This window comes from Mesorhizobium sp. PL10, from assembly GCF_053714315.1.
Genome location: NZ_JBSKBR010000098.1, coordinates 1 through 2897, shown reverse-complemented (window position 1 = coordinate 2897; position 2897 = coordinate 1). Strand labels below are relative to the sequence as shown.

3 protein-coding genes are annotated in these 2897 nt (G+C 55.4%); all 3 read right to left on the bottom strand.

Annotated features, from left to right (window positions below; genetic code table 11):
- Positions 1–39: 39 nt before the first annotated feature.
- Complete coding sequence (locus ACWGTO_RS33010; protein ID WP_454578887.1) at positions 40–762, bottom strand: GntR family transcriptional regulator; 723 nt, start codon at positions 760–762, stop codon at positions 40–42.
- 136 nt (positions 763–898) lie between these two features.
- Complete coding sequence (locus ACWGTO_RS33005; RefSeq protein WP_454578886.1) at positions 899–2227, bottom strand: aspartate aminotransferase family protein; 1329 nt, start codon at positions 2225–2227, stop codon at positions 899–901.
- A gap of 476 nt (positions 2228–2703) precedes the next feature.
- Positions 2704–2897, bottom strand: a 194-nt coding sequence (locus ACWGTO_RS33000; RefSeq protein ID WP_454578885.1) for a hypothetical protein, incomplete at its 5' end; no start/stop codon positions are given.

The following is a 2897-nucleotide window of genomic DNA, read 5'->3' as shown; positions in this document are numbered from 1 at the left end:
GGGACTCACAGATTCAGCACTGGCGCCATATGTCACGTGTTAACTCACCCGATTGCCCTGGCAACCAACAGCCTCTTCTGGACCTGGACATGACCAAAACGTACAAAGTCGAGCTAAGATTTGCAGGATCTTCAGACGGGCGGTGAGTATATCATTCACTATCGCGGCTTGGACGGCGGCAGTCTTTCTCGCCTTCAGTGCAGAGATTGCGGCCTCATGAAATTTCTCACCGTCGTTGTCTTCGAATCCCCGATTTGCGAGAAGGCCCAGCGTGGGGCCGATTGTCACCCAAAGATTGTCGATGATGGCCAGAAGCTTGGGCGCTTTCGACTGGGCATAAAGAGCGAAGTGGAACTTGGCGTTTGCCTCAATTTTCGCCTTGGTGTCGTGAGCCCTCCGATGCGTGCAATAGACCAGATGAAGATGCTCCAACTCGCGAATGAAAGTCGCCGAGGCATTTTCCGCCGCAAGTTCCGTTGCCCATCCTTCGAGGTTGACGCGGATTTTCGTAATTTCCTCCAAATCTGGTCGCCCCAGGCTTGGAGCGACAATGGTCTTTAGACCTACCATTGACAGGCTTTCCTCTGACACGAGGCGCTTGATCGCCTCACGGACGGGCGTCACGCTGACCCCCAGCTGAGAGGCTATGGCGCGATGCGTGATCTTCTCGCCGGGCTTATACACGCCGCATCTGAGACTTTCACGCACTATGCCGTATACCCTATCGGACAGGGTCGTCTGTGGATCGCCCAGATCGTTCATTCGTAGGCGCACTGCCGGCAGCGCGAGTTTGCCGCCATCAAGGGAACATGACTAGACGGAAGAATTGTTCGCGCATTCACAGCAATTCTCTCCCCTTGACCGGCTGGTAGCCGCTTCGATATTGGCGTGCGAATCCTCAGCGATAGCCAACGGTCAGTTCGCCATATCGGTCCAAAAAGACGCCAAAAGCATGCTCCAACGCCGAGAACTCGTCGTCGGTATTGGCCATTGACACGGTAAACTGGCCCCGCCTGGTGATAAAGATGCCGTTGTTGATCATGAAAAGCTGCAACAGCTTTCGAAAGACCGGGGGGGTCTTGACGTCCTCGGGGCCGCGCGGCATGTCCGCTTGGAAATGTGTCGAGATGAGCGAGCCGAAACTACCTAATTGCAGTGGCACCCTCCGCCTATTCGCTTGACCTCGTAAAGCAGACCGCAACTCGTTGGAGCGGGCATTCAAGCGGTCGACGTTTTCCTGAACGAAGACCTTCTTCAGAGCAGCATGTCCTGCAACCATAGTCAGAACGTTGTTGCTAAAGGTGCCCCCGTGCGAGAGCGTTCTTTCATGAGCGGGTCCCAGCCTGTCCATATGTCGCGCGGGTCCGCACAAAGCCCCGAAGTTGAGACCGCCGCCGAAGAACTTGCCGAGCGTGGTCAGGTCCGGATAGACACCGATGACCGATTGATAACCGCCGACGGCGAACCTTGCGGTTTGCACCTCGTCAAATATCAGCAACGCGCTGATCTCATCGCAAATCGCACGAAGTCGGCTCAGAAAAGCCGTTTCAGCCACAAAGCCGCCAGCGCTACCCATGATCGGCTCGACCAGAATGGCCGCGATGTCCTTGCCTTCCTTCCGGACGATCTGCTCGACGGTGTCGATATGATTGTATCGCGCGAGGCGGACGTCCGCACGATCGACATTCATCTCACTCTCGGGCTCAAGCCAGTTCAAGATATTACCGTGGTAGCCGCCGGAGAAGCCCAGCACCAATTGCCGTCCTGTTTCGGCCTTGGCAAGTTGTATCGCGGCAACATTTGCTTCCGTCCCAGACGTCAGGAAGCGGACCCTCTCGATGGAGCGAAACCGATTGCAGATCTCGCGGGCAAACTCCACCTCATGATCGTGCGTGCCCCCGTAACTCACTCCTTTGTCCAGCCCGGCCTTGAGCGCTGACACGATCGCTTCGTTCGAATGGCCGAAGAGAGCGGCGGTTAGGTCGTTTCCGAAATCCGAATATTCGTGACCGTCCGCATCGATCACCTTGCTGGATCGTGCAGAGCTGAAGAAAAGCGGGAACGGATCAAAATACAGCGAACCGCGAGTGTTGCCGCCAGGCAAGACCTCCTTGGCGGCTTCAAATTTCTGTCTGCTCGTCGGGTTTGAATTCTCATAGACGCGCTGCTCATGCGCAACAGCGTCCTCGATCGTAGACCTAGTAGCTCCAGCCGATTGCTGCATCATAGACGGTTCCCTCTCGCCCGAGTTTCCAGCTGCATGAGAATGCTGACGGCCCTGTGCAGACCAGCCCATCGCCGCTTTACGGGCCCTGTGATTTGGCGACCGAGCGCGGTCGCCGGTCCGACCGCCAACATTCGCGGGTAAGCTCGTCGTCTTTGCTTGTTGACAACGATCGCCTAAATCCCGTTTCTGCGAGATAGTCTAAATTAGAAGCAGACGGACGGGTGATTGGTTGGCTAACAATATGCCCGGTGGATGTGACGCAGGGAAAAGGGCTACTAATCCCAATATGATAAATTGAGTTTCCACCTTCCCGCATCGGGTAGTATCTCCTCTTTGCTATGCATCGCGAGAGAGAGACCCGTATCGCGCATTAGAAGCAACAATATCATTTCGGCGATACCATACGCTCTTTAGCAAAACAAAGCGGATAAACATCGGTTAAGTTTTCTTTAACGTTTTGTTACGGTAATACCTGCTCATCGTGAAGAAGATCGCCAATCGGGAGATTCGGGCGCGCAGGCGACACTGATCGCACAGGAGGAGGCGATTGCCTGGATGAGGCCGAAGCCTGCCGGCGGGTTAGAGCATAATCTGACCTGAGGGAATCGCGAGGGATTCCCATCGGCGAGAATATCTGATTGAACTAAACCGCTGCCGCGGTAGCTGATGC

Coding starts and splice junctions, on each gene's coding strand:
- ACWGTO_RS33005 (WP_454578886.1), bottom strand. CDS start 2,227: ATGATGCAGCAATCGGCTGGAGCTACTAGGTCTACGATCGAGGACGCT.
- ACWGTO_RS33010 (WP_454578887.1), bottom strand. CDS start 762: ATGAACGATCTGGGCGATCCACAGACGACCCTGTCCGATAGGGTATAC.